The sequence below is a fragment of the Kribbella sp. NPDC002412 genome (genome assembly GCF_053592935.1).
In genome coordinates, this window is sequence record NZ_JBSFBL010000046.1 from 14118 (window position 1) to 39165 (window position 25048).

Consider the following 25048-nt stretch of genomic DNA (forward strand, 5'->3'; position numbering starts at 1 on the left):
GGCTGGGGCGACCAGCAAGCATCTGCACAGCACGGGACCACGAGCGGTTGGGGCGAGCAACAGGCCAACCAGCAGGGCACGAGCAGCGCATGGGGTGAGCAGGGAGACGCCGGGCAGCAGGCCGCGGCTACCGCATGGGGTGAGCAGGCGGCGGAGCAGCAGGAGGCGGCCAACCCGTGGGGTGGGTTGCAAGGGGCTCAGCAGCAAGGGGCTCAGCAGCAAGGGGCACAGCAGCAGGGGGCTGGTGCTTGGGGTGAGCAGTTGGGTGAGGTGCGGCAGGAGTCTGGTGGGTGGGGGCGGCAGCAGGGGCCTGCGGTTAGTGCTTGGGGCGAGCAGGGGGCTGCTTGGGGAGAGCAGCGAGTTGAAGGGAACAAGGGCAAGAAGGGCGCGGGGAAGGTAAAGAAGCCGAGCGGTGGAGGTGGAGGGCTCGGGGGGCGTACGCCGCTGGTCGTAGCGGGCGCTGTGGCGTTGGTGATGTTGGTGATCGCGGCCGTGTTCTTGATCACCTCCCCCGGCGACGACGAGGCAGGACCGGACACCGCGCCGACGGGTCAGCCGACCGGAAGCCAGCCGACCAACCAGCCGACCGGCGAGAGCAGCACCAAGCCCGGCCAGTCGAAGAACCCGAAGCTGCACGAGGGCGCCCGGATCTCCTCGGACGCGATCTCGTTCCCGCGCCGCAACCCGCCTTGGTCCGACCGCAAGCGGCTCGTCTCACAGCTCCTAAACTCCAGCGGCCAGTACGTGCTGCTGCAGGAGAACTTCGACGGCCAGAACGACTGGTACGCCGACATCTTCGTCGGCGCGCTCGGCACCGGCTCCGGGTTCAACGGCGACCCGAAGGCGACCGCGGCGGCGCTGTCGATCCAGCTGCGGACCTCGATGTACGGCGATATCCCGGTCACGTTCAAGACCGTCAGCAACGGCGCGGTGAAGCGTTCGGACAAGTCGGGTTGGTACTTCCAGCAGCTTGTGACCGCGAAGTCGCCGAAGTTGACCGCCCGGGTGCTTACCCTGACGGTGGCCGTTTTCGACCTCGGTGACGGCACAGCAGTCGCGTACATCAGCGACATCCCCACCAACCGGCCGGATCTGAGGGCGGCCGAGAGCCAGGCCTACAAGGGAATCAACGTTGGCTGAGAACCAGGACCAGACCCCGCAACCGCCCCAGCGGCCCCCCGCGCGGCACAGTGCACCCCCGCACCAGCCGCCGGGCCCACAGGCATACCCACCCGACCACCCCCCAACCGACCCCCTGGCCGGCACCCCCCAAGCCCCACCAGCCCCACCCACCTGGGACGCCCCCGAGGCGGCCGGCTCACGCACGCCGAGCCAGGACACCACCGGCTGGAGTACTCCCGGGTCGACATCTCGCGACGCGCGTACGGCGGGACAGGACGCCAGTGGCTGGAGTGCTGCCGCGGATGCAGGTGCTGACTCGCGTGCGGCTGGGCAGGTCGCGGGAGGCTCAGCTGAGGCTGGGTCTGGTGCGGGTGAGTCGGCCGGTGGGTCGTCGGATGTGTTGTTCGGGCAGTCACCTGCTCCTGCGCCGCCGCCTCCGCCCTCGGTGGACTCCGGTGCATCTACTGGGGTGCCGTCCGCCGGGCAGCGGCCTGAGCAGGCCAACCCGTATCAGCAGCAGGGTCCGCAGCACTCGGCCCCGCAAGGGCAGCAGCAGTCCTGGGCCCAGCAGCAGCTAGCCCAGCAGCAGGGTTCGCCGCAGCCTGGCGCGCACCAGCAGCCAGGTGTGCAGCACCAGGCCGCACAGCAGTCGGGCGGCCAGCAGAGTGGTCAGCAACCCGGGCAGCCGCAGCAGCCTTCGCAGGGGCAGCGGCCTCAGCAGCAGTCGTGGGGGCAGCAGGGGCAGCGGCAGGCGGGTGGACCGCAGCAGCCGCAGGGTCATCCGCAGCATCAGGCGCAGGGGCGGCAGTCTTGGACGCAGCAGCAGCCGGGCCAACAGCAGCCGGCGCAGCCGCAGCTCGGACAGGCGCAGCAGGCTGGGCAGCAGTACTACGGGCAGCCGCAGGGTGGTGGGGGTCAGCAGCCTGGTCGTCCGCAGCATGCGGCGCAGGTGCCTGGGTCACCGCAGGCTGGTCAGCCTGGTGGGAACTACGCGCCGGGCCAGGGACAGCCGATGCACGGCGGTCAAGGGCAGTCCCCGTACGGCGGACGGCCGCTGGGACCGTCGGGCGGACAGCACGCCGGGCAGTCGTCGGGCGGACAGCACGCCGGGCAGCCGTCGGGCGGACAGCACGCCGGGCAGGCGTCGGGTGCACAGCACGCCGGGCAGGCGTCGTACGCGCAGCAGGCTGGGCAGGCGGCGTACGGGCAGCAGGCTGGAGCGGTGCGGGGGCCGCACGGTATGCAGTCAGTGCAGGGGCAGGCAGGCCAGGCGTACGGACAGCAGGCCGGAGCTCGGCAGGGGCAGCACGCCGCCACTGCGACTTACGGGCAGCAGGCCGGAGCGGCTGGGGCTGGGGCTGGGGCTGGGGCTGGTGCGCAGGCGGGGCATGGGGTGGGCGGGCAGCGGTTGCCTGGGGGTGACGGCAGTGGTGGTCGGGCCGGGGTTGAGGGGATGCGGGCTCGGTTGGTGGGGGCTTTGGTTTTGGTGGTGGCTGCGTTGGCTACTACTGGGATCAGTGTCGGGTGGATCTGGACCAAGGCTGATGCGGTGACGCCGGTGGCGTTGCCGACAGGTGGGCAGACGCCGATGGAGACGGTTGATCCGTCGGCGAAGCCGTCCGAGACGCCGACTCCGACGGGCAAGGTGCTCGGCACCCTGATGGTGGCCGGGAACAAGGACTCGATGCCGATCATGAGCTCGGCATGGACCAGCGAGTTCGACCGGACCGGCCTGACGGGCGGAACGGCGATCTGGTTCACCGTGCACCCGAACTACGACGGCAAGAAGAACAGCTGGGGCAACTTCGTCGCGTTCGGCCAACTGCCGCCGCAGGTCCCGTACGTCAACACCGCGGCCGGGCGGCGGGCGGCCGCGAGCAAGGTCGGCGGCCGGGTGATCGTGGAGCTGTACACGAAGGACGCGAAGGTCTCCGCGGTCACGCACAAGGCGATCACCGTCGACGGGCACCCGGGCCATGAGATCACCGCCCGCGTCGCGGTCAACCAGCCGCCGCTGAAGGAGACGTTCTCGACGGTCATGATCGCCGTGATCGACCGCGGCGACAACAAGACCGCGGCCGTCTCGATCGCGGACATCGCCGGCTCCACCCCGGCGTGGCAGAACGTCTGGCGCTACAAGGTCGGCCAGATCAAGATCGGCCAGTAACGACAAGGGCCGGCGGGAAACATCCCGCCGGCCCTCATCAATCAAGACTTACCGCACCGAAGCGCACGCAGCGATCCACCGGTCCAGCACGCCCTTCGCCGCACCCGAGTCGATCGCCTCCGCGGCCTTGGACATCCCGGCCCGGATCCGGCTCGCCAGCGGCTCGTCCGTCGGCGCGTACGCCGCCAGCGCCGCACCCGCGTTCAGCAGTACGACGTCCCGCACCGCCCCCGCCTCGCCGTCGAGCAACGCCCGTACGACCTTCGCGTTGAACGCGGCGTCCGCACCCTTCAACGCGTCTGCCGACACCGGCTCGATCCCGAGCTCGCGCGGATCCAGCGTGAACGGCCCTTCCACCGCTCCCCCGCCGACCGTCCACACCTGCGACGTCGTCCGCGTGGTCAGCTCGTCCAGCCCGTCGTCACCGTGGAACACCAGCGCGTCGATTCCGCGCCGCGCCAGCACTCCCGCCATCAGCCCGGCGATCCGGCCGTCGCCGACGCCGACCGCCTGCGCCGACGGGTTGCCCGGATTCGCCAGCGGGCCGAGGAAGTTGAACGTGGTCGGCACCCCAAGCTCACGACGCGGTACGGCGGCATGCCGCAGCGCGGGGTGGAACGCCGGGGCGAAGCAGAACGTGATCCCGGCCTGCTCCCCCACCTCGGCGACCTGCGCCGCGGTCAGGTCGAGCGGTATTCCGAGCTCCTCGAGGACGTCGGCCGCACCGCACGCCGACGAGGCCGCGCGGTTGCCGTGCTTGAGCACCTTGGCCCCGGCGCCGGCCGCCACGATCGCGGACATCGTGCTGATGTTCACGGTGTGGGCCTGGTCACCGCCGGTGCCGACGACGTCGAGCGTGCGGCCCGGCACCGTGATCTTGGTGGCGAAGTCGCGCATGGTCGCGACCAGGCCTTCGACCTCGCTGACCGTCTCGCCCTTGGACCGCAGCGCGATCACGAACCCGGCGAGCTGGGCCGGTGAGGCCGCGCCGGACAGAATCTGCTCCATCGCCCACGCCGTGGCGGACGCGTCCAGGTCCTCGCGCCGCAGCAGCGGGTTGAGCACCTGGGGCCAGCTGTAAGCGGCCATGGAGGATCAGGCGGTCGTGGCGGGCAGCTTGGCCAGCCGCTGCCGGAGCAGGTCGGCCGTGACCTCGGCCAGCCGGATCGGGTCGATCGGGTGCGAGACCGCGGCCTCGGCCCGGGACCAGGTGGCCAGCCAGGCGTCCTGCGGGCGGCCGGTGATGACGAGTACCGGCGGGCACTGGAAGATCTCGTCCTTCAACTGCCGGGCGATACCCATCCCGCCGGCCGGCACCGCCTCGCCGTCCAGGATGGCCAGGTCGATCCCGCCCTTGTCCATGGTCTTGATCACGGCCGGCTCGGTCGCGCACTCGACGTACTCGACGACGGGCAGATCGGCGGCCGGCCGCTTGCCCAGGGCCAGCCGGACGGATTCCCGCGTCGTACGGTCGTCGCTGTAGACGAGCACCTTCAGCGGACGCTCTGAACTCATCGATCCATCCCAAGCTGTGTGTCAGTGACCAGTGGACATGCGAACAACACCGCGAATGCTACCGGGGCGCCTGTCCACTCCGGCGAGCCTGTTCCTCCAACCGGTCCAGCCGGCGGTCCTCGCGGCGCGCCTCACGCTGCGACTCCTTCACCCACTGGACGAAAAGGACCCCGAAGAACACCAGTCCGACGATGTCGCCGGAACCCCACAGCAGACCGCCGGCGATGTACTGGTCCCGCAGCGGCGACGGCGACCAGGCCCGGTCGAAGCTGGTGTACCAGTCCTCGGCGATCAGGCTGCTCGCGGACATGATCGTGATGCCGAGGAAGGCGTGGAACGGCAGCGTGAGAAACGTCATGATCAGCCGGAACGGGTAGATCACCCGGCCGGGCACCGGGTCGAGACCGAGCAGCGGCCAGAAGAACAGCGCCCCGACCAGGATGAAGTGCACGTGGAGCAGGTCGTGCAGCACGGTCGATCGCAGCGTGGCGTCGTACCAGCCGCTGAAGTAGAGCGCCCACGGGCTCAGGACGAACAGCGTGAAGCCGATCAGCGGGAAGCACATCACCTTCGCGAACCGTGAGTGCAACACGGAGAGCAACCATTTCCGCGGCTGGGGCGGCAGCGTCCGCAGGGCCAGCGTCACCGGTGCGCCGAGCGCCATCATCAGCGGCGTCAGCATCGACAGGATCATGTGCTGGGCCATGTGCACGCTCAGCAGCACGGTGTCGTACGTGCCGAGCGCCGACTGGGTGGCGATCACGGCGCTTCCCAGGCCCAGCCCGACGAACGCGAACGTCCGTCCGCGGGACCATTTGTCCCCCCGCGCGCGGAGCCGGTGGACGCCGTACAGGTAGAGCGCGGCCAGTACGACGATCACGCCGAGTAACACCGGTTCGAAGGTCCAGGCCGTCAGCAGCCGGAGCGGCGTGAGCGGCTCGATCTGGTCGCCCGGCGTGGCGTGGAGGGGAAGCACGCTTCAACAGTAGAAAGGGTGAGTCCGCGACATGCATGGGGGTGGTCGTGGCAACTGATTCGCCGACCGACATAATGACCGCGTGGCCACTGCAACCGCGCTCCCAGCGTCTCGTGAACACGGACACCACGACCGTCCCAGCATGGTCAGTGTCGGCACGATCGTCTGGCTCTCGAGCGAACTGATGTTCTTCGCCGCCTTGTTCGCGGCGTACTTCACGATCCGGTCGGTGACGACCGCCGCCGCCGCTCCGGGTACGGAGACGTTGTGGCAGGCGTCCACCGAGATGCTGAACGTCCCGTTCGCCTCGGTGAACACGTTCATCCTGGTCGCGTCGTCGTTCACCTGCCAGGCCGGTGTGTTCGCCGCCGAGCACGGCAAGGTGGGCCGGACCGGCTCGCTGCTGAACGTCCGCCAGTGGGGCATGCGTGAGTGGTTCATCCTCACGTACCTGATGGGCGCGGTCTTCATCGGCGGCCAGGTGACCGAGTACGCCGCCCTGGTGCACGAGGGCCTGACGATCTCGTCGTCGCCGTACGGGTCCGTCTTCTACCTGACCACCGGTTTCCACGGTCTGCACGTGACCGGCGGTCTCATCGCTTTCGTGTACGTCCTGGCCAGGACGTACATGGCTCGTAAGTTCACCCACGAACAGGCCGTCTCGGCGATCGTCGTGTCGTACTACTGGCACTTCGTCGACGTGGTCTGGATCGCCCTGTTCGCGACCATCTACCTGCTCAAATGAGTGAGAAGAGACTTTCCTTGTCACCGGCGCGCTTTCTCTCCGCGCGACGACGGCACCGGTCAGCCGGCCTCGTCGTGCTCCTGTTCGGCCTGTTGGCAGTGGGTTCGGCGTACGCCGCCTTCGCCCCTGACAACGCGGTCGCGGACAACTCGGCCCAGTCCCAGCAGATCGAGGAGGGCAAGAAGCTCTTCGCGGTCGGCTGTGCCAGCTGCCACGGCCTGAACGCCGAAGGAGGCGGAAACGGTGAGGGCGAGATGGCCGGACCGTCGCTGATCGGTGTCGGCGCGGCCGCCGTCGACTTCCAGGTCGGCACCGGCCGGATGCCGGCCATGCAGCCCGGCGCCCAGGTGCCCCGCAAGACCCCGGCCTACACCCAGGAGGAGATCGAGGCGCTGGCCGCCTACGTCGCCTCGCTGGCCCCCGGCCCGGCGGTTCCCGCGCAGGAGTCGTACGACGTCAGCAAGGCCACCGACGAGCAGGTCACGCGTGGTGGCGAGCTGTTCCGCACCAACTGCACGGCGTGCCACAACTTCGCCGGCAAGGGCGGCGCGCTGCCGAACGGCCGCTACGCGCCGTCGCTGATGGGCGTCAGTGAGAAGCACATCTACGAGGCGATGCTGACCGGTCCGCAGCAGATGCCGGTCTTCTCCGACCAGGTGCTGCAGCCCGAGGACAAGCGCGACATCATCGCCTACCTGAAGGCGCTGGAGACCCAGAAGGACCCGGGTGGCTTCGGTCTCGGCCGCCTCGGCCCGGTCTCCGAGGGCCTGTGGGGCTGGCTGGTCGGTATCGGCGTCCTGGTCTGCATTGCGGTCTGGATCGGCGCCAAGGGTGTCAAGGCCAAGGGAGCGAAGGCCAGTGAGTGACGAGAAGCTGCCTGCAGTAAAGGGAGAAGAGGAACACGGTCCGGTCCAGGTGTCGGAGCCGATCCCGGACCCGGGGCTGGAGCCGCACGAGTACCGGATCACCGACATCGACCCGAAGGCGGCCGACCGGGTCGAGCGCCAGGTGTCGACGATGTTCGGCCTGGCCACGCTGCTCGTGCTCGGTGCCTGTGTGGCGTACTTCGCGATCCCGCGGGACGCCGAGCTCGTCTTCGGCCCGCTGTCCGGCAACGCGAACAACATGACGCTCGGCCTGTGCATCGGCCTGGCGCTGTTCCTGATCGGCGCCGGCGCGATCCAGTGGGCCAAGAAGCTGATGGTCGACGAGGAGATCGTCGAGGAGCGGCACGCCGCGCACTCCACGCTGGAGCAGAAGGCCGACATCACCGACGCCTTCCAGCAGGGGGTGGCGGAGTCCGGGTTCACCCGGCGCAAGATGATCCGCCGCTCGCTGCTCGGCGCGCTCGCCGTGCTCGGCCTGCCGGCCATCGTGTTCCTGCGTGACCTCGGCCCGCTCCCGGGCCGGGCGCTCTACAACACGATCTGGGCCAAGGGCATCCGCGTCGTCAACGACGTCACGCTGCGCCCGATCAAGCCGTCCGACCTGGTCGTCGGCCAGCTGGTCAACGCCGCGCCCGCCAACCTGGCCCCGATCCAGGAGGAGAGCCCGGTCGAGTACCAGAACGCCAAGGCGAAAGCCGCGGTGATCGTGGTCCGGATCAAGCCGAGCGAGATCCAGACGCCTCCCGGCCGGGAGAACTGGGGCGTCGATGGGATCCTGTGCTACTCCAAGATCTGCACCCACGTCGGCTGCCCGATCTCGCTGTACGAGCAGACCACCCACCACGTGCTGTGCCCGTGCCACCAGTCGACCTTCGACCTGGCCGACGGCGCGAAGGTCGTCTTCGGTCCTGCGGCCCGGCCGCTGCCTCAGCTACCGTTGGCAGTGGACTCCGAGGGCTACCTGGTCGCGCAGAGCGACTTCACCGAGCCAGTCGGTCCGAGCTTCTTCGAACGAGGGTGACCGCAGTGTCTGACAAAGATTTCCCGCCACCGGTCAAATGGGTCGACGACCGGCTCGGCATTGCGAAGATCGGCCGGAAGAACCTGCGCAAGGTGTTCCCGGACCACTGGTCGTTCATGCTCGGCGAGATCGCGCTCTACAGCTTCATCATCCTGATCCTCACCGGCATCTTCCTCACCTTCTGGTTCAAGCCGTCGATGGCCGAGATCGAGTACCAGGGCTCGTACAGCCTGCTCAAGGGCCTGCACATGTCCGAGGCGTACGCCTCCACGCTGGACATCTCGTTCGACGTCCGCGGCGGCCTGCTGATGCGGCAGATCCACCACTGGGCGGCAGTGCTGTTCATCGCCGCGATGATGGTGCACCTGCTCCGCATCTTCTTCACCGGCGCGTTCCGCAAGCCGCGTGAGCTGAACTGGGTGATCGGCTTCACGATGCTGTTCCTCGGCATCATCGAGGGCTTCATCGGCTACGGCCTCCCCGACGACCTGCTCTCCGGAACCGGTCTACGCATCACCCAGGGCATGATCCAGGCCTCGCCGGTGATCGGCACCTACATGAACTTCTTCATCTTCGGCGGTGAGTTCCCCGGCGACGACATGGTGCCGCGGTTCTTCATCGTGCACGTGCTGCTGATCCCGGGGTTGATCCTGGCCCTGGTGACGGTGCACCTGTTCCTGGTCGTGTACCACAAGCACACGCAGTACCCGGGCCCCGGCCGGAAGAACAACAACGTGGTCGGCTACCCGCTGTGGCCGGTCTACACGGCCAAGGCCGGCGGCTTCTTCTTCGTCGTGTTCGGCATCACCGCTCTGATGGGCGCCCTGATGCAGATCAACCCGGTCTGGCTGTACGGCCCGTACAACCCCGCGGAGGTGACGGCGGGATCCCAGCCGGACTGGTACATGGGCTGGCTGGAAGGCTCGGTCCGGATCTTCCCCGGGTTCGAGTCGAGCTTCTGGGGCATCACGCTGAGCTGGAACCTGATCATCCCGGCGCTGATCATCCCGCCCGCCTTCGTCACGCTGGTCGCGCTGTATCCGTTCATCGAGGGCTGGATCACCGGCGACAAGCGGGAGCACCACCTGCTGGACCGGCCGCGCAACGTGCCGACCCGGACCGGTATCGGTGTCGCGTTCATGACGTTCTACGGCCTGCTCTGGGTCGGTGGCGGCAACGACCTGATCGCCACCCACTTCGGGATCTCGCTGAACAACGTGACCTGGTTCCTGCGGTTCGCGGTCATCCTCGGCCCGATCCTCGCGTTCTGGATCACCCGGCGGATCGCGATCTCGCTGCAGCGCGCCGACAACGAGCGGATCCTGCACGGCCTGGAGACCGGCGTCATCGTCCGCTCCCCCGAGGGCAAGTACTCCGAGAAGCACCAGCCGATCGGGACCTACGAGGCCTACGAGCTCACCGCCCGGGACCGGATCGAGCCGATGGACATCGGTCCGGAGACCGACGACAACGGCGTCCGCGCCCCGCGCCGGGCCCTGAACAAGCTCCGCGCCCGGCTGTCGCGCTTCTACTACGCCGACGCGGTGCAGAAGCCGACGACGCACGAGCTCGAGGCGGCCCACGAGCACGCGCACGACACGGACGAGATCCACGACCTGTCCGAGACGGAGACCTACCGCGAGGTCACCAGCGACCGGTCCTGACCAGCAGCACCTTCGAGAGGCCCCGGCACTCGCCGGGGCTTCTTGCTGTTCCAGGGCCTACTCAGACCACCGACCGGGAGTTTCTCCAGCCATCGGCGGTGGTTCAGTCGATCGCTTCGGAGACCGTCGTGAGGTAGTCGCCGACCACCGTTCGCTCGTCGTCGGTGAGGGCCTCGGTGGTGGCGATCAGGCGCTCGAGCAGCGGGCCGAAGAACTGCCAGCCGAGGGTGACGGCGCTGTCGGAGACCTGGAGGCGGGAGCTGCGGCCGTCTGAGCGGCTTCGGAGGCGTTCGACGTGCCCGGCGGCCTCCAGCCGGTGGATGACCGCCGTCGTCGCCTGAGAGGTCATTCCCAGCTGTCCGGCGAGCCATCCCGGTGTCGCCTCCAGGCCGGCCCGCTCGGCGTCCAGGAGGCGGATCAGCGCCCGTACGTCGGTCGCGTGCAGTCCCGCCGTACGCGCGAACTCCCCGACCGCCAGCTCCAGCCGCAGCGCGACCTCGCGCAGCCGGTGGATCAGCTCCAGTGCGGCGGCCCGGTCGGGGTCCGCGGGCATCACTCCTTCACGCATGCCCGCCAATTTACCTCACTCAGTGAGCTATTCTCGCGTCATGAGCTTTCAGGACGCGTACGACGCCATGCTCGAGCGCTGGGGTGTCCCGGTGGAGCAGCTCGACATCCGCAGCACCCACGTGAACGCCTGCGGCCCGGTCGACGCCCCGCCCGTGGTTCTCCTGGCCGGACATGGCGCGACCTCGCCGGTGTGGTTCGCCGTCGCATCCCGCCTCGCCGAACAGCACCGCGTCTACGCCCTCGACCTCCCCGGCGACGCCGGCCGCTCGACCGCCACGCCACCTCGCACTGTGGACGACCTGATGACGTGGCTGGCCGCCGTACTCGAGGACCTCGGGCGCCCGATGCTCGTCGGTCATTCGTACGGCGCCTGGATCGCCCTCACGTACACCCTCCAGAACCCGGACCGGGTCAGCCGCCTGGCCCTGCTCGACCCCACCGACTGCTTCACCGGCCTCCGCCTCCCGTACGTCGCCCGCGCCCTCCCGCTGCTCCTCAAGCCCACCCCAGCCCGCTACCAGTCCTTCCTGCACTGGGAAACCCAAGGCCTCCCCCTCGACCCCACCTGGGTCGAGCTCTCCGCTCTGGCCACCCTGGAGCCCACCACCCGCCCAGTACGCCCCCGCCGCCCGTCCAACCTCCAGGAGCTCAAGACCGACCTCGTGGTGGTCGTAGCCGGCCGCACCAAAGCCCACGACCCGAACCAACTCACCGAACGCGCCACCGCCGCCGGCGCAACCGTCGTACACATCGCCGACGCCACCCACCACTCCCTGCCGGCACTGCACGCCGACGAGGTGCTCAAGGCGCTGTCAGCCTGACGACCGGTGCGACACCTGGGATCTGGTCGCATGCGGAGGCTGGCTGGGGCCGGTGGGTGTGGTCGCCGGGCTCGAGCGGGTCGAGCAGGTGGGTGTCCGGTCGCTGGAGTCGCTGGGGGGCGACTGTGCGGGCCTTGCGGATCGACGGGGTGCCGGAGGGACCGGTCGGGATCTGGAGGCGTTGCCGGGGCTTGTCGAGCGTTTCAACGGGACGCCCGGGGCCGAGCGCCGTACTCGTGGCTCCTGAGGTGGTCGAGCTGTCGGCGGAGGCGTCGGCGCTGGTCTACCGGATGGTGACCGAGTGCCTGACCAATCTGCGCAAGCACGCGCCGGACGCTAGTGCGGTCAGCATCAGGATCCGGTCCGAGGGCCGGGGTGTCGGGGTGACGGTCGCAGACGACGGATCGCCGGGGATACAGGGCCCCGCGGGTGGGCTGCGGATGCTGACCGAGCGGGCCGCAGCGCTTGGCGGCACCCTGACCGCGGGCCCGGGGGCCCTGTCCCCAGCGCCTCACCAACCAATCCTCAGGACAGGGCGGAGCCGGCCTTGTAGTTGGCCCAGGTGGTGTTCCAGTCGGTCCAGCCGTTGCCGGGCTCCATCTTGCGGGCGGTGCCGGTGACGATGACCGGGTCGCCGCGGAGGGTCTGCTGGAAGTACCACTGGCCGTTCGCGAGGCTCATGCCGACGCAGCCGTGGCTGACGTTCTCGCTGCCCTGGCTGCCGGTCGACCAGGGGGCGCCGTGGATGAACTCGCCGGAGCTGGTGACCCGCTGGGCCCACTTCACGTCGTGGATGTCGTAGTACTCCGGGTCGCCGGGCTTGATGCCGACGGTCCGGGCGTCCATCCGCTTGACCGGGAACTTCTCCATGATCACCTTCACCCCGCTGCGGGTGGTGAAGCCGGACTTGCCGGCCGTGATCGGGATGGTCCGGGCCAGCTTGCCGTTGATGGCGACCGACATCGTGTGCCGCTTGACGTCGATCTTGGTGACCACGGACCTGCCGATGGCGAACGAGATCTTCCGGCCGGCCGCGCCCCAGGTGTTCTTGCCGGCGTTCACGCCCTGGGTGTCGATCGAGACGGTGACCTTGGTGCCGGCCGGCCAGTAGTTCTTCGGCCGGTAGTTGACCTGCTTGCTGTTCACCCAGTGCCAGCTGCCGTCGACCGGGACCGAGGTGGTCACCTTCAGCCGCTTCTCTACCGCGGCCCGGTCGGTGACCGGGTTGTTCCAGTAGATCTGAATCGGCATCGCGACGCCGACGGTCTCGCCGTTCAGCGGCGCGACCGAGGCCTTCAGGCTCTTGGCCGCCTTCAAGGTCTTGAAGGTCGAGCTGATCGGCACGGAGGCGCCGTCGGTGCCCTCGGCGGTGCCGGTCAGGGTGTACGTCGCACCGGGCTCGAGCTGCGGTACGGCGGTCCACTCGTTCTTCTCGGTGTTGAAGCTGCCGGCCACCTTGTCGCCGTCGTCGTCCTCGAGAGTGACGTCCTTCAGCGTGCCGACCGAGGTCTTCACGGTCACCGCGGTGTCCGGCTTGACCGAGGTCGCGCCCTTGGCGGGGACCACGGACACGCTGGCCGCGGCCGGGTCCTGGGTCGGCGTGGTCGACGCGCCAGGAGTGGTCGACGCCCCCGGCGTGCCGCTGCTCTGCGTCGTGCCCGGCGTCGACGTCGAGCCGCCCGCCTCGGTGTCACTGCACGCGGTGCCGACCAGCAGCAGCGCGCAGATCCCCGCCACGGCAAGGCCGTGCTTCCTCACCGAACCGCTCACCATTCCCCAGCTCTCCCCTGTTCAAACCAACCCGCCGCCCAGAGTAACCCGCCGAACCGACAGATCCCGGCAACGCATCGCCACTCAAGTGGTACGGACCACAACGGACCGTACTCCGGTGGCACCCCCTAAGACGCACGAAGGCGCCATCCGGTTGGCTTCCGGATGGCGCCCGTACTGCGCTCGGCTAGTGAGCGTGGTCACCTCGGTAGTACTCGAAGATGAACCCGGACAGCGTCACGATGCCGATCCCGCAGCCGGCGATGAACAGCCACCAGCCGAACACGACGCCAAGCACCACGACCGACAGGGTCAGCGCGCACCACAGCGGCCACCACGAGTGCGGCGGGAAGAAGCCGAGCTCACCGGCCCCCTCGACGATCTCCGCTTCCTTGCGGTCCTCCGGGCGGGCGTCCATCCGGCGCGCGGTGACGCTCAGGTAGAACGCCACCAGCAGCGACAGGAAGAACGTCATCACCAGCGCGGTGGTGCCGGTCGGGTCCTCCGACATCAGCCAGTAGATCGGCGTGACGACCAGCACGAACACGCTCAGGATCCCGAAGACCCAGGCTTCGACCTTCACGCCTTGTCCTTCCCCTCGGTCTCGCTATCCGCGGTCTGCTGCTGCAGGTGCTCCACCCGGCCCTGGTCCTCACCGGCGTCGAGCAGGTTGTCCTTCGGCGCCCGGTTGTCCCCGTACTCGGCCAGTGCGAGGTCCGCGTGGTGCAGGTCGAAGGCCGGGCTCTCGGACCGGATCCGCGGCAGCCGGTCGAAGTTGTGCCGCGGCGGCGGCGAGCTGGTCGCCCACTCCAGCGAGCGGCCCCAGCCCCACGGGTCGTCCACGCCCACGAGCGGCCCCTTGCGCGACTTGTAGACGTTGTAGAAGAACGGCAGCATCGACAGGCCGAGCACGAAGGCGCCGATGCTGGACACCTCGTTCAGCGTGGTGAAGCCTTCGTTGGCGCCGTACGACGCGTAGCGCCGCGGCATGCCCTCGACACCCAGCCAGTGCTGCACCAGGAACGTCGTGTGGAAGCCGATGAACAACAGCCAGAAGTGCAGCTTGCCGAGCCGCTCGTCCAGCATCCGGCCGGTCATCTTCGGCCACCAGAAGTAGAACCCGGCAAACATCGCGAACACCACGGTCCCGAACACCACGTAGTGGAAGTGCGCGACCACGAAGTACGAGTCGGACAGCTGGTAGTCCAGCGCCGGCGAGGCCAGGATGATGCCGGTCAGACCGCCGAACAGGAAGGTGGTCAGGAAGCCCACCGACCAGAGCATCGGCGTGTCGAACGACACCGACCCGCCCCACATGGTGCCGATCCAGTTGAAGAACTTCACGCCCGTGGGCACCGCGATCAGGAACGTCATGAACGAGAAGAACGGCAGGTTCACCGCGCCGGTGACGAACATGTGGTGCGCCCACACCGCCACCGACAGCACCGCGATACCGAGCGTCGCGCAGACCAGGCCGATGTAGCCGAACACCGGCTTGCGGCTGAAGACCGGCAGGATCTCGGTGATGATGCCGAAGAACGGCAGCGCGATGATGTAGACCTCGGGATGCCCGAAGAACCAGAACAGGTGCTGCCACAGCAGTGGCCCACCGTTCGCGGCGTCGAAGACGTGAGCCCCTAGAGCTCGATCCGCCTCCAGCATCAGCAGCGCGCCGGCGAGGATCGGGAAGGCGATCAGGACCAGGATCGACGTCACCAGGATGTTCCAGGTGAAGATCGGCATCCGGAACATCGTCATACCCGGGGCCCGCATGGTGATGATCGTGGTGACGAAGTTGACCGCGCCGAGGATGGTGCCCAGACCGGCCATCCACAGGCCCATGATCCACAGGTCACCGCCGACACCCGGCGAACGGACCGCGTTCGACAGCGGGGCGTAGGCGAACCAGCCGAAGTCGGCCGCGCCGCCCGGGGTGAAGAACCCGCTGATCGTGATCAGGCCGCCGAACAGGAACAGCCAGAAGCTGAACATGTTGAGCCGCGGGAACGCGACGTCGGGGGCGCCGATCTGGACCGGCATGATCACGTTCGCGAAGCCGACGAACAGCGGGGTCGCGAACAGCAGCAGCATGATCGTGCCGTGCATGGTGAAGAGCTGGTTGTAGACCTCTTCGTTCACGATCTGCAGGCCCGGCTTGGCCAGCTCGGCGCGGATGACCAGCGCCATCACACCGCCGATCAGGAAGAACGCGAAGGAGACGATCAGGTACATGTGCCCGATCAGCTTGTGGTCGGTGGTGGTGAGCCACTTGACCGCGAGCTGGCCTTTGCTGCGCCGCCGGGGCAGTGCGGTAGTAGCACCGATGGCGCCGGTGCGCTCGGCGAAGTCGGTCACTTCTCGCCCTCCTCTGACCCATGGCCAGGAATGGTGGTGGCGTCCTGGCCACCGGTCGCGGCGCCGGTCTGGCCCTTGGCGGCCAGCTCCCGCAGGTGCGCGTCGTACTCAGCGCGGGTGACGACCTTGACGGAGAAGATCATCCGGCTGTGGTAGAGCCCGCAGAGCTCCGCGCACTTGCCGGCGAACGTCCCGGTCTTGGTCGGGGTCAGCTCGAACTTGTTGGTCCGGCCGGGGATGACGTCCAGCTTGAAGTAGAAGGACGGGACCCAGAAGGAGTGGATGACGTCCGGCGAGGTCAGGTCGAACTGGACCGACTCGTTCACCGGGAGCCACAGCTCGGCGGGCTTGTCCAGCGTGCCGGTCTCCCAGACGCCCTCCTGCCCGTCGACGTTCTCCTTGTAGTTGAAGGTCCACTGCCACTGCTGGCCCACCACGTTGATCGTGTGCTGCGACTGGTTCGACATCGCGGTGATCTGGTTGCCGTGCTCGACGGTGTAGTAGAAGAGCACGCCGATGATCGCGAACGGCGCCAGCGTGTAGAGCACCTCGAGCGGCAGGTTGTACCGGACCTGCTTGGGAGCGTCGTCGGTGCGCTTGCGGTACCGCACGACGACCCACAGGATCAGGGCCCAGACCATCACGCCGACGATCAGGGCGGCGATCCAGGCGCCGATCCAGAGGCTGCGGACGGCCTCGGTCCGGTCCGATGCGCCCTCGGGAAGCCCGAGTCGTTTCCACTGCTCAGTGGTTTCCGACGAACAACCGGTCAGCAGCAGGGTGCCGAGCACCACTCCCGTACCGACCAGCAGGCGTCGCTTTCCCGGACGTGTGGCGCCGGCAGGACCTGCCGCTCGCTCGTCCACTCCGGGCGTGCCGTTCGAACCCACGGGGCGCCTTTCCCTTCCCAAGTGAGACTGACGACCAAACACTACTGGACACCTTCCGGCGTCCTGCGCATAGGTAGGGTCTAGCGTTTCCCGTGTGAGCGAGCGTGCGTATCTGGACGCTGCGTCGGCGGAGGCATTGCATCCGGCGGCGCGGGAAATGTTGCTCTCGGCAGTCGATTCCGGCTGGGCCGATCCGGTCCGCCTGCACCACGAGGGCCGGACCGCGCGGCTGCTGCTGGACAACGCCCGGGCGGTGCTCGCGGACGCGGTCGGAGTGCGGCCGGACGAGCTCTTCCTGACCACCTCCGGTACGGCGGCCATCCACGCCGGGCTGACCGCGATCCGGGCTGCCCGCAGGCGGGTCGGTACGGCGGTTGTCCACAGCGCCGTCGAGCATTCCGCCGTACTGCACACGGCCTCGGCCGACGGCGTCGAGGTGGGTGTGGACAACCAAGGGCGAGTCGACCTGGAGGCGTTCGCGGCCGAGGTGGGCAAGCCGGGTGTCGCGGTGGCCGCCCTGCAGTCCGCCAACCACGAGGTCGGGACGCGGCAGCCGATCGAGGCGGCAGCCGCGGCGTGTGGCGACGTACCGCTCTTCGTGGACGCTTCGGCATCTATCGGGCACGACGCCGTACCGACAGGGTGGTCGGCGCTGGCTGCGAGTGCGCACAAGTGGGGTGGACCAGCCGGTGTCGGGCTGCTCGCCGTCCGTAAGGGGACCCGGTTGGCGACCGCGTGGCCGATGGACGAGCGGGAGGACGGCCTCTCCCCCGGCTTCCCGGACGTCCCGAACACCCTCGCCGCCGCGGCCGCCCTGCAGGCCCGGCTCGCCGAGGCCGACGACCTGAACAAGCAGCATCGGGCCTGGATCGACGAGCTCCGGCATCGCGTCGCCGCGGACGTCCCGGACGTCGAGGTGGTCGGCGACCCGGACGACCGGCTGCCGCACGTGCTCACCTTCTCCTGTCTGTACGTCGACGGCGAGGCGCTCGTCACCGCCCTGGACGCAGAGGGCTTCTCGGTCTCCAGCGGTTCGGCCTGTACGTCGAGCACCCTGCGGCCGTCGCACGTGCTCGCGGCGATGGGCGTCCTGACCCACGGCAACGTCCGCGTCTCGCTCGGCCGGACCACGACGTACGACGACATCGATCGCTTCGCGACGGTGTTGCCGGGGATCGTGCAGCGGATCCGGGCGGAGGTCGGCCTGTGAACACCGACCTCGACTGTCTCGGCCTGCTCTGCCCACTCCCGGTGATCAAGCTCGCGAAACTCTTACCGTCCGTCGCCGTGGGCGACACGATCACCGTGCTCGCCGACGACCCGGCCGCCGCCACCGACATCCCGGCCTGGTGCCGCCTCCGCAACCAGGAACTGGTCTCCGCCGAAGCTCCGCGCTTCGTCGTACGACGGCTGAGCTAAAAGCACTCGCCGTGTCGCCGACTCCCTTGGCACACTGCGGACCGTGACCGACTTCTCGTTCAAGCCGACGCTGACCGGTGAGCTCGTGATCCTTCGGCCGGTGGACGAGGGCGACTACGAAGCGCTCGCCGTCGCGATGGCGGACCCGGAGGTGATCCGGTTCACTGGCAGCCGTGGGGACATCAGCGAGGAGAAGGCCCGTGAGTGGTACCGGACCCGAGCGTCCAAAACCGACCGGATCGACCTGGCGATCGTGGACAAGGCGACCGGCTCGGTGGTCGGTGAGACTGTCCTCAACGAGTGGGATCCGGACAACCGGTCCTGCAACTTCCGGATCCTGATCGGCCCGTCCGGCCGGAACCGTGGGCTCGGGACCGAGGCCACCCGGCTGACCGTCGGCTACGGCATCGAGAAGCTCGGGCTGCACCGGATCAGCCTCGGGGTGTACGCGTTCAACCCGCGGGCCCAGCGCGCCTACGAGAAGGCCGGTTTCGTCGTCGAGGGCCGGCTCCGCGACGAGCTCTACTGGGACGGCGAGTGGGTCGACTCGATCGTGATGTCGGTTCTGGCACCCGAATGGAAAGCTACCGTTTGACGGGTGATCGACGCCGAGCGCATCGCCGTACTGACCGGAGCCGGCATCTCCACCGCGTCCGGGATCCCTGACTTCCGCGGACCGCAAGGGTTGTGGACGAAGAACCCGGCCGCGGCGGCGATGTTCGACATCGACGAGTACGTCGCCTCGCGCGCGGTCCGCGTGGAGGCCTGGAAGTTCCGCCGGACCGCGGCCGCGTGGACCGCCGAACCGAACCCGGGCCACCTCGCTCTGGTCGACCTGGAGCGCCGGGGCCGGCTGACCGGCCTGATCACCCAGAACGTCGACGGCCTGCACCAGAAGGCCGGCTCCTCCCCCGGGCTCGTGCATGAGCTGCACGGCACGGTCTGGTTCGTCGACTGCCTCGACTGCGGCCGGCGGATACCGACGGCCGACGTACTCCCCCGCCTCGACGCCGGTGACGAGGACCCGGCCTGTGAGGTGTGCGGCGGCATCCTGAAGTCCGCCACCGTCTCGTTCGGCCAGTCACTCGACCAGCGCGTCCTCGACGCGGCGGTCGCCGCGACCGAGGCCGCCGACCTCTTCCTCGCTGTCGGCACGTCCTTGCAGGTCTATCCGGCGGCCGGCCTGTGCGACATCGCCCTCGGTCTCGGCAAGCCACTGGTCATCCTCAACGCCGAGCCGACGCCGTACGACGACCAGGCCAGCACCGTCCTGCGCACGCCGATCGAGACCACCCTTCCGGGGCTCGTGACCTGACCGTGACATTCGAGGCCTCCTCACGGTGAACGCCCCGGGTTAGCGTCCCCGGCAGGATCAACGGGAGGGGACCGTGATGCGCGGGTTCAGGCGATGGACGGCGGGGTTCACCGCGGCAGCGGTGATCGTGCTCGGACTCGGTACGGCGGCACCGACGGCGGCCCAACCGGCAGCCGATCGGGTGATCACGCTGGCCGGGTCGCTGCAGAGCGAGCTGGGCTGCCCGGGCGACTGGGATCCCGCGTGCCCGGCTTCGAGTCTCGGTACGGCGGCGCCGTACACGAAGACCTTCGACGTCCCGGCCGGCTCGTACGAGTACAAGGTCACCGTCAACGGCAGCTGGGACGAGAACTACGGCGCCGGCGGCGTCCTGAACGGGCCGAACATCCCGTTGCGGATCGAGGGCCCGGCCAAGCTGGTGTTCAGCTACGACGACACCAGCCATGTCGTCTCCGTGAAGCCGGTCGACCTGGCCGGGCCGACGGTGACGCCGGCGGACAGGGCGCTGTCGACGCCGAGCCTGCGGCAGGACCTGACCAAGGAGCGGTTCTACTTCGTGATGGCGGACCGGTTCGCCAACGGGGACAAGTCCAACGACGCCGGCGGGCTGACCGGCGACCGTCTCGCCACCGGCCTGGACCCGACGGACAAGGGCTTCTACCACGGCGGCGACCTGGCCGGAGTGATCCAGAAGCTCGACTACATCAAGTCCCTGGGCACGACGTCCCTCTGGCTCACCCCGTCGTTCAAGAACCGGCCGGTGCAGGGCGCGGGCAACGACGTCAGCGCCGGGTACCACGGCTACTGGATCACCGACTTCACCCAGATCGACCCGCACCTGGGCACGAACGCGGACATGAAGCGGCTGATCAGCCTCGCGCACGCCAAGGGGATGAAGGTCTTCTTCGACATCATCACCAACCACACCGCGGACGTGATCGCCTACCAGTCCGGCCAGTACGGCTACATCTCGAAGGCGACGTCGCCGTACAAGGACGCGTCGGGCACCGTCTTCGACGACAAGGACTACGCGGCCGGTGACACGTTCCCGCCGCTGGACCGGAACACCTCGTTCCCGAACGTCCCGGTGTTCCGGACCCCGGCCGACGAGACCGTGAAGGTGCCGGCCTGGCTGAACGACCCGACGCTCTACCACAACCGCGGCGACTCGACCTTCGCCGGCGAATCGGCGGAGTACGGCGACTTCGTCGGGCTGGACGACCTGTTCACCGAGCAGCCGAAGGTCCGCGACGGGATGATCGACGTCTACAAGACGTGGGCCGAGTTCGGCATCGACGGCTTCCGGATCGACACCGTCAAGCACGTGAACATGGAGTTCTGGCAGAAGTTCTCGCCGCAGGTCCTCGCGGCGGCGCGGGGCGCCGGGTCGAAGGACTTCTTCATGTTCGGCGAGGTCTTCGACGCCGACCCGAAGTTCATGTCGACGTACACCACCCAGGGCGCGCTGCAGGCGACGCTCGACTTCGGGTTCCAGCAGAACGCGGTCGCCTTCGCCAAGGGCGACCCGGGCACCAAGCTGCGCGACTTCTACGCGAACGACGACTACTACACCGACACGGACTCGAACGCGTACCAACTGCCGACCTTCCTCGGCAACCACGACATGGGCCGGGTCGGCACCTTCCTCAAGCAGGGCGGCGCCGCCGGTCAGGAGTTGCTGGCCCGCGACAAGCTGGCGCACTCGCTGATGTTCCTGACCCGCGGCCAGCCGGTCGTCTACTACGGCGACGAGCAGGGCTTCACCGGTGCGGGTGGTGACAAGGACGCACGGCAGGACATGTTCGCGACGCAGACCACCGACTACAAGGACGACGAGATCGTCGACGGCACCGGTACGACGACGATCGGCAGCCAGGACCGGTACGACGTCGACGCGCCGATGTACAAGCACATCGCCGCGCTGCAGAAGCTGCGGGCGAAGTACCCGGCCCTCGCCGACGGCCGCCAGATCCACCGCTACTCGTCGAACACCAGCGGGCTGTACGCCTTCAGCCGGCTCGGCGCGGACAACGTCGAGTACGTGGTGATTGCCAACAATGCGACAACCGCACAATCGGCAACCATCCCGACGTACGGACCGAACACGTGGCTGAAGCCGGTCTACGGCGGCTCGAAGGCCGTCAAGACCGACCGCGAAGGCCGCGTCGTGATCAGCCAGCCGCCGCTGTCGGTGACCGTGTACCAGGCGGCGAACAAGGTCCCGAGCCGGAGCAAGGCACCCGCGGTCTACATGAGCTCGCCGGAGCTGGGCGCGACGGTCGGCGGGCGGGCCGAGATCGGCGCCGAGGTGCCGGAGAACACCCCGGTGACCGTGACGTTCGGCTACCGCCCGGTGGGTACGACGGCCTGGCAGCGACTCGGTTCCGACGACAACGCGCCGTACCGCGTCTTCCAGGACGTGTCCGGGCTGCCGAAGGGCACCCTGCTCGAGTACCGCGCCGTACTGAAGGATGCGTCCGGCAACTACTCGGTGTCCGGTTCGTACGGCGTGGTCGGCGACGCACCGAAGCCCGGTGGCGGCGGCGGTGGGACCGGCCCGGTCGTCCAGCCGGCCAACGTGAGTGTGCCCGGTGACCACAACAGCGAGATGGGCTGCCCGGCCGACTGGTCTCCGGACTGCGACCAGGCGCAGCTGACGCTGGACCCGCAGGACAAGGTCTGGAAGGGCACCTACACGATCCCGGCCGGTGAGCACGCCTACAAGGCCGCGATCAACAAGACGTGGGACGAGAACTACGGCGCCGGCGGCAACCAGAACGGCGCCAACATCTCCTACATCGCGCCGAACGGCCCGGTCAGCTTCTACTACGAACACGGCCGCCACTACGTCACGTCGAGTGCCGAGGGCCCGCTCATCACCGTGCCGGGCACCTTCCAGAAGGCGCTGGGCTGCACGAACGACTGGGATCCGGCCTGCATGCGACCCTGGCTGACAGACCAGGACGGCGACGGCACGTACACCTGGTCGACGACCGAGATCGGAGCGGGGAGCTATGAGGCCAAGGTCGCGCACAATCTGTCCTGGGACGAGAGCTACCCGGCCAACAACATTCCGATCACCGTGCCGGCGGACGGCCTGGTCGTCACCTTCAACTACGTCCTTGCGACGCACGTGCTGACGGTCACCACGTCCACGCCGGGCGCCCAGCCGGACCTCAACCAGGCCAAGGCGTACTGGCTCAGCAAGGACACGCTCGCCGTACCAGCAGTCGCGCACCCGGAGCGGTTCCGCTGGCGGCTGCACTGGTCGTACGACGGCTCGCTCGAAGTCGACGCGGACGACATCGGCGGTGAGTCGGCTGGTCTGCGCTACGACCCCCGCGAGGTGCGTCCGGGGTACACGACGCTGCGGCTCGACCACAACGACGTGAAGAAGATCCTCACCGGACAGCTCGGCCTGGCGCAGTACGACGACGCCGGGCGACTGCTCGACGCGACCGGCGTCCAGATACCTGGTGTCCTCGACGACGTCTACGGGAGCGCGACCGGGCGATCCTACGGAGTCACCTGGAAGGGGCAGCCGACCTTCACCCTGTGGGCTCCGACGGCCCAGAACGTCAAGCTGCTGATCGGATCGTCCGCTGTCCCGATGCGTCGCAACGACGACGGCTCGTGGACGGCCACCGGATCACGGTCGTGGAAGAACGCGCCGTACCGCTACGAGGTCACCGTGTTCGCGCCGTCGACCGGCAAGGTGGAGACGAACGTCGTCACCGACCCGTACTCGGTGGCGCTCACGACGGACTCGACGCACTCGGTCGCGGTCGACCTCGACGATCCGGCCGGGAAGCCGGCGCTGTGGTCGACGACGCCGGCGCCGAAGCTGGCCCGCTCGGTCGACTCGACGATCTACGAGTTGCACGTCCGGGACTTCTCGATCAACGACACCACGGTCCCGGCGGCGCATCGCGGCACGTATCTCGCCTTCGCCGACGAGGGCAACGGCACGAAGCACCTGCGCGCCCTCGCGGCGGCCGGGCTGAACACGGTCCACCTGCTGCCGACGTTCGACATCGCGTCGATCCCGGAGACCGGTCAGCAGTCGCCGGCGTGTGACCTCAAGTCGTTCCCGGCCGACTCCGAGCAGCAGCAGGCCTGTGTGCCCGCGGTCGCGGCGAAGGACGGGTTCAACTGGGGTTACGACCCGTTCCACTGGCTCGCGCCGGAAGGCTCCTACGCGACCCAGCGCGACGGCCTGGCCAGGGTCGCCGAGTTCCGCACGATGGTCGGCGGACTGCACAAGTCCGGGCTGCGCGTCGTACTGGACCAGGTCTTCAACCACACGCCGTCGGCCGGCCAGGCGCCGACGTCGGTGCTGGACAAGGTCGTGCCCGGCTACTACCAGCGGCTGAACGCGACCGGCAAGGTCGAGACGTCGACGTGCTGCAGCAACATCGCCACCGAGCACGCGATGGCCGAGAAGATCATGGTCGACGGCACCGTCAGCTGGGCCAGGAACTACAAGGTCGACGGGTTCCGGTTCGACCTGATGGGCCACCACAGCAAGGCGAACATGCTCAAGGTCCGGGCCGCGCTGGACAAGCTCACCCTGGCCGAGGACGGCGTCGACGGCAAGAAGGTCTACGTGTACGGCGAGGGCTGGAACTTCGGCGAGGTCGCGAACGACGCGCTGTTCGTGCAGGCCCGGCAGGGCAACCTCGGCGGCACCGGTATCGGCACGTTCTCCGACCGGCTGCGCGACGGTGTCCGCGGCGGCGGCCCGTTCGACGAGAACCCGCGGATCCAGGGCTTCGGCTCCGGCGCCGCGAGCGACCCGAACGGCGACGCGGTCAACGGCACCCCGGCCGAGCGCGCGAAGCGGCTCGCCCACGACACCGACCTGATCCAGCTCGGGCTCGCGGCCAACCTGCGGAGCTTCTCGTTCCGCTCCGCCGAGACCGGTGCGGTCGTCCGCGGCGACGCGGTCGACTACAACGGCAACCCGGCCGGGTACGCCGACCAGCCGGACGAGGTGGTCACGTACGTCGACGCGCACGACAACGAGACGTTGTGGGACGCGCTGACCTACAAGTTGCCGACGGCACTGACCATGTCCGACCGGATCCGGATGAACACGGTCTCGCTGGCGACGACCGCGCTGGCGCAGACCCCGTCGTTCTGGCACGCGGGCGCCGACCTGCTGCGGAGCAAGTCGCTGGACCGGAACTCGTACGACTCCGGCGACTGGTTCAACACGCTCGACTGGACCGGGGCCGACAACGGCTTCGGCCACGGCCTGCCGCCCAAGCCGGACAACGAGGCCAAGTGGCCGTTCATGAAGCCGCTGCTGGCCAACCCGGCCCTGAAGCCGACCGCGGCCGAGGTCGCCACGGCGTCAGCAGCAGCGCAGGACCTGCTGAAGCTCCGCTTCTCGACGCCGTTGTTCCGGCTGGGGTCGGCCGACCTGATCAACGCGAAGCTCAGCTTCCCGTTGAGCGGCGCCAACCCCGGCGTGATCACGATGCGCATCGACGACACCGTCGGCCCGAACGTCGACCCGGCGCTCGAGGGTGTCCTGGTCGTCTTCAACTCGACCGGCTCGCCCGTAACCCAGCAGGTCCCCGGCCTGGCCGGCGCCCACCTGTCCCTGTCCCCGATTCAGGCCGCCGGCTCCGACCCGGTGGTGAAGCAGACAACCTGGACCCCATCCTCCGGCACCGTCACGGTCCCAGCCCGCTCGGTCGCCGTACTCGTGCAGCAGTAGTCAGCCGAGCCTGCTCGGGCGAATCAAGCGTTGGACCTCGGTGTACCGGTCCAGACCTGCCGGTGCCGAGGCCTTCCCTGGATGCG

At 68.7% G+C, this 25048-nt stretch carries 22 protein-coding genes; 12 read left to right on the top strand and 10 right to left on the bottom strand.

All coding sequences use genetic code 11. The annotated features are described in order from the left end of the window. Positions 1 to 1140 (top strand): hypothetical protein (locus tag ACWCOV_RS30660; RefSeq protein ID WP_449832809.1); only part of this gene is annotated, 1140 nt, incomplete at its 5' end. A 556-nt stretch (positions 1141 to 1696) separates the two neighbouring features. On the opposite strand, the gene ACWCOV_RS30665 is transcribed toward ACWCOV_RS30660, so the two are convergent. Further along, complete coding sequence (locus tag ACWCOV_RS30665) at positions 1697 to 2062, bottom strand: hypothetical protein (RefSeq protein WP_449832810.1); 366 nt, start codon at positions 2060 to 2062, stop codon at positions 1697 to 1699. An 18-nt stretch (positions 2063 to 2080) separates the two neighbouring features. Beyond that, positions 2081 to 2359, bottom strand: coding sequence for a hypothetical protein (locus ACWCOV_RS30670; RefSeq protein WP_449832811.1), 279 nt, complete (start codon positions 2357 to 2359; stop codon positions 2081 to 2083). A 252-nt stretch (positions 2360 to 2611) separates the two neighbouring features. Here ACWCOV_RS30670 and ACWCOV_RS30675 point away from each other — a divergent pair, with 252 nt between their 5' ends. Continuing rightward, complete coding sequence (locus tag ACWCOV_RS30675; protein ID WP_449832812.1) at positions 2612 to 3289, top strand: hypothetical protein; 678 nt, start codon at positions 2612 to 2614, stop codon at positions 3287 to 3289. Between the two features lie 48 nt (positions 3290 to 3337). On the opposite strand, the gene trpD is transcribed toward ACWCOV_RS30675, so the two are convergent. The 3 genes from trpD to ACWCOV_RS30690 are packed head-to-tail and all read right to left on the bottom strand — an operon-like array spanning position 3338 to position 5780. Continuing rightward, positions 3338 to 4378: an anthranilate phosphoribosyltransferase gene (trpD, locus tag ACWCOV_RS30680; protein WP_449832813.1), complete on the bottom strand. Its 1041-nt coding sequence runs from the start codon at positions 4376 to 4378 to the stop codon at positions 3338 to 3340. Positions 4379 to 4384: 6 nt separating this feature from the next. Beyond that, the gene (locus ACWCOV_RS30685; RefSeq protein ID WP_449832814.1) at positions 4385 to 4804 is read right to left on the bottom strand and encodes an Rv3143 family two-component system response regulator; all 420 of its coding nucleotides are present in this window, start codon (positions 4802 to 4804) and stop codon (positions 4385 to 4387) included. A 58-nt stretch (positions 4805 to 4862) separates the two neighbouring features. After that, positions 4863 to 5780 carry a cytochrome c oxidase assembly protein gene (locus tag ACWCOV_RS30690; RefSeq protein ID WP_449832815.1) on the bottom strand — a complete coding sequence of 306 codons (918 nt, stop codon included), beginning with the start codon at positions 5778 to 5780 and terminating at the stop codon, positions 4863 to 4865. Between the two features lie 82 nt (positions 5781 to 5862). On the opposite strand from ACWCOV_RS30690, the gene ctaE reads away from it, so the two are divergent. Genes ctaE through qcrB form a run of 4 tightly spaced genes read left to right on the top strand, consistent with a single transcriptional unit; the run spans position 5863 to position 10097 of the window. Next, the gene (ctaE, locus tag ACWCOV_RS30695) at positions 5863 to 6525 is read left to right on the top strand and encodes an aa3-type cytochrome oxidase subunit III (protein ID WP_449832816.1); all 663 of its coding nucleotides are present in this window, start codon (positions 5863 to 5865) and stop codon (positions 6523 to 6525) included. Next, positions 6522 to 7391 (top strand): cytochrome bc1 complex diheme cytochrome c subunit, encoded by an 870-nt coding sequence (gene qcrC, locus ACWCOV_RS30700; RefSeq protein ID WP_360535448.1) that lies wholly within the window; start codon positions 6522 to 6524, stop codon positions 7389 to 7391. The genes ctaE and qcrC overlap by 4 nt, the downstream gene beginning before the upstream one ends. A 7-nt stretch (positions 7392 to 7398) precedes the next feature. After that, positions 7399 to 8433, top strand: coding sequence for a cytochrome bc1 complex Rieske iron-sulfur subunit (gene qcrA, locus ACWCOV_RS30705; protein WP_449832860.1), 1035 nt, complete (start codon positions 7399 to 7401; stop codon positions 8431 to 8433). After that, positions 8430 to 10097 (top strand): cytochrome bc1 complex cytochrome b subunit, encoded by a 1668-nt coding sequence (qcrB, locus tag ACWCOV_RS30710; RefSeq protein ID WP_449832817.1) that lies wholly within the window; start codon positions 8430 to 8432, stop codon positions 10095 to 10097. Before qcrA ends, qcrB begins: the two co-directional genes overlap by 4 nt. A gap of 103 nt (positions 10098 to 10200) precedes the next feature. Here the strand turns inward: qcrB and ACWCOV_RS30715 are convergent, their stop codons facing one another. Then, positions 10201 to 10665 carry a MarR family transcriptional regulator gene (locus ACWCOV_RS30715; protein WP_449832818.1) on the bottom strand — a complete coding sequence of 155 codons (465 nt, stop codon included), beginning with the start codon at positions 10663 to 10665 and terminating at the stop codon, positions 10201 to 10203. A 40-nt stretch (positions 10666 to 10705) separates the two neighbouring features. On the opposite strand from ACWCOV_RS30715, the gene ACWCOV_RS30720 reads away from it, so the two are divergent. Beyond that, the gene (locus ACWCOV_RS30720) at positions 10706 to 11488 is read left to right on the top strand and encodes an alpha/beta hydrolase (RefSeq protein WP_449832819.1); all 783 of its coding nucleotides are present in this window, start codon (positions 10706 to 10708) and stop codon (positions 11486 to 11488) included. Positions 11489 to 12013: 525 nt separating this feature from the next. Here ACWCOV_RS30720 and ACWCOV_RS30725 read toward each other — a convergent pair. The 4 genes from ACWCOV_RS30725 to ctaC all read right to left on the bottom strand — a co-directional run bounded on the left by ACWCOV_RS30725 (position 12014) and on the right by ctaC (position 16404). Further along, positions 12014 to 13246 (bottom strand): L,D-transpeptidase, encoded by a 1233-nt coding sequence (locus ACWCOV_RS30725; RefSeq protein WP_449832820.1) that lies wholly within the window; start codon positions 13244 to 13246, stop codon positions 12014 to 12016. A 199-nt stretch (positions 13247 to 13445) separates the two neighbouring features. After that, complete coding sequence (locus ACWCOV_RS30730) at positions 13446 to 13841, bottom strand: cytochrome c oxidase subunit 4 (RefSeq protein WP_355480301.1); 396 nt, start codon at positions 13839 to 13841, stop codon at positions 13446 to 13448. Continuing rightward, positions 13838 to 15613, bottom strand: a complete 1776-nt coding sequence (ctaD, locus tag ACWCOV_RS30735) for an aa3-type cytochrome oxidase subunit I (RefSeq protein WP_449832821.1) — start codon at positions 15611 to 15613, stop codon at positions 13838 to 13840. Before ctaD ends, ACWCOV_RS30730 begins: the two co-directional genes overlap by 4 nt. Then, positions 15610 to 16404 (bottom strand): aa3-type cytochrome oxidase subunit II, encoded by a 795-nt coding sequence (ctaC, locus tag ACWCOV_RS30740; protein WP_449832822.1) that lies wholly within the window; start codon positions 16402 to 16404, stop codon positions 15610 to 15612. The genes ctaD and ctaC overlap by 4 nt, the downstream gene beginning before the upstream one ends. A 193-nt stretch (positions 16405 to 16597) precedes the next feature. On the opposite strand from ctaC, the gene ACWCOV_RS30745 reads away from it, so the two are divergent. From ACWCOV_RS30745 to pulA, 5 genes are all read left to right on the top strand, one after another. After that, the gene (locus ACWCOV_RS30745) at positions 16598 to 17713 is read left to right on the top strand and encodes a cysteine desulfurase family protein (RefSeq protein WP_449832823.1); all 1116 of its coding nucleotides are present in this window, start codon (positions 16598 to 16600) and stop codon (positions 17711 to 17713) included. Beyond that, the gene (locus tag ACWCOV_RS30750) at positions 17710 to 17922 is read left to right on the top strand and encodes a sulfurtransferase TusA family protein (protein WP_449832824.1); all 213 of its coding nucleotides are present in this window, start codon (positions 17710 to 17712) and stop codon (positions 17920 to 17922) included. The genes ACWCOV_RS30745 and ACWCOV_RS30750 overlap by 4 nt, the downstream gene beginning before the upstream one ends. Positions 17923 to 17965: 43 nt before the next feature. Further along, a complete protein-coding gene (locus tag ACWCOV_RS30755) occupies positions 17966 to 18517 on the top strand; it encodes a GNAT family N-acetyltransferase (RefSeq protein WP_449832825.1) in 552 nt (183 codons plus the stop codon). Positions 18518 to 18520: 3 nt separating this feature from the next. After that, complete coding sequence (locus tag ACWCOV_RS30760; protein WP_449832826.1) at positions 18521 to 19237, top strand: SIR2 family NAD-dependent protein deacylase; 717 nt, start codon at positions 18521 to 18523, stop codon at positions 19235 to 19237. 76 nt (positions 19238 to 19313) lie between these two features. Next, a complete protein-coding gene (gene pulA, locus ACWCOV_RS30765; protein ID WP_449832827.1) occupies positions 19314 to 24962 on the top strand; it encodes a pullulanase-type alpha-1,6-glucosidase in 5649 nt (1882 codons plus the stop codon). Positions 24963 to 25048: the final 86 nt, after the last annotated feature.

Coding starts and splice junctions, on each gene's coding strand:
- ACWCOV_RS30665 (WP_449832810.1), bottom strand. CDS start 2,062: ATGCTGCGGACGACCAGGCTGCTGACCCCCACCACCCTGCGGCTGCCC.
- trpD (WP_449832813.1), bottom strand. CDS start 4,378: ATGGCCGCTTACAGCTGGCCCCAGGTGCTCAACCCGCTGCTGCGGCGC.
- ACWCOV_RS30685 (WP_449832814.1), bottom strand. CDS start 4,804: ATGAGTTCAGAGCGTCCGCTGAAGGTGCTCGTCTACAGCGACGACCGT.
- qcrC (WP_360535448.1), top strand. CDS start 6,522: ATGAGTGAGAAGAGACTTTCCTTGTCACCGGCGCGCTTTCTCTCCGCG.
- ACWCOV_RS30715 (WP_449832818.1), bottom strand. CDS start 10,665: ATGCGTGAAGGAGTGATGCCCGCGGACCCCGACCGGGCCGCCGCACTG.
- ACWCOV_RS30720 (WP_449832819.1), top strand. CDS start 10,706: ATGAGCTTTCAGGACGCGTACGACGCCATGCTCGAGCGCTGGGGTGTC.
- pulA (WP_449832827.1), top strand. CDS start 19,314: ATGCGCGGGTTCAGGCGATGGACGGCGGGGTTCACCGCGGCAGCGGTG.